This window comes from Endozoicomonas sp. SESOKO3 (genome assembly GCF_024606255.1).
The window spans coordinates 1-1,398 of record NZ_JAHHPR010000121.1 but is presented as its reverse complement, the minus strand read 5'-3'; the positions used below and the strand labels follow the sequence as shown (position 1 = coordinate 1,398).

Annotated in this window: 2 protein-coding genes; one reads left to right on the top strand and one right to left on the bottom strand. The window is 45.4% G+C overall.

Annotated elements, in window-relative coordinates; genetic code table 11:
- The coding region (locus KDK18_RS02215; RefSeq protein WP_257252883.1) for a hypothetical protein at positions 1-766 on the top strand (766 nt) is incomplete at its 5' end.
- A gap of 128 nt (positions 767-894) precedes the next feature.
- Here KDK18_RS02215 and KDK18_RS02210 read toward each other — a convergent pair.
- Positions 895-1,326: a hypothetical protein gene (locus KDK18_RS02210; protein ID WP_257252881.1), complete on the bottom strand. Its 432-nt coding sequence runs from the start codon at positions 1,324-1,326 to the stop codon at positions 895-897.
- Positions 1,327-1,398: the final 72 nt, after the last annotated feature.

Below are 1,398 nucleotides of genomic sequence, written 5' to 3'. Positions count from 1 at the left end.
CTGCAACCTAAAGCAAAGTGACCAACAAAAGCCGCCATCACAATCATCCGGTCAGCAAGCCTCTGGGATAACCACTCATGCTACAGGCTCTTTCAACAGTCTCCTGTCGTCTGGCTCTGGTGGCGGTAACGAAGGCCCCGAACAAGACCAACATACTCTGGGTTTAGCGTGTTACGCCGATTCCTGTCACGGCGTTTGTGAACTCCGAAAAGCACCCAATAGAAGTGAGTTCGCTGAAGGGGCACTGATTTCCGCAGAAAAATCGTTAGGCCGCGCTCATTATGCAATGACAGAAATACAACCCCTTCCATCACAGGCCCATCAGGCTGACGCAAAAGTAGCGTACAAAACCAGAGTCTTTGTGTCACGAATCATAAAGCAAATGAATTGGTTAATGACTATTCTCATTGAAAATGATGTGCATTCCAAAGCAGAATCTCCTTCTCCGGATATCCAGGTATTCAGGAATGCCATCGAGTTACTTGAACATCTTGAACCTTCCGATATTTCAAAAATTTCACAACCGTTTAGTGTCCGTCCAGAGTGTGATGGCAGTGTTACCGGTTATCATCGCATCTACTATAGAGGCAAGATGATATTCACAATAATTGGCACTGCAAAAAAAACAAGCTACGAATCTTCACTGACATGTGGTTTTTTGGGAAGTATTAAAACCGAAGACTTGTTTAATGAACTCTATTATGCTCCTGGTGCTCCCGGTTACCAATTGGCAAAGAGTGAATTTGAGGAACAAAGGAAAAAATAGAGTGTTTTAGGGCGTACCAAGAGACTGTTGATAAATGCAGCCCTTCTCTGACTCGTTCCCAAACTGAGACCCGCAGTGCCTAAAAGCTTGGGAACCAGGATTATGCAACACCCTCTCTAAAGCAAGAATTATCTCCTCTTATACTCTGGCTGCTCCGGGAAATCCTCTTCAGGCAGCAAAAGATTATCGCCATTGGTAAGGCCATAGTTTTTAACTTCCACAAAAGACCCGTTCGAGTCCATGAATGAAAGAGTGGCTTTAACAATGCTATTATGAACTTGCATGTCATTGGGCAGCAGATCCGGATCGATTATAGCCAAAGGCATAGGAACAAAACTGGACATATGAGTGCCATAACCATAACGGGAAGCGCCACGGATGGTGGTAACGCTCTTTTCACCATTTTCACCACCAACCAGCAGATCCAAACCTAATGTTCTGATCAGAGGATCTGTACCACCCAGAGGCATTTCATCCGCTTGGTTTACAATCACAAAGTCACCCGGATTGTATTCATTACCCTCTGTCGCCAGAGCAATAGCAAGACCCGCTATATTCAAATCGTTTGAACCGTCTCCGACCGCTTCACTCTACAGAATGGGCTCATCGGGATATTGAGCCAGCACCCTGGC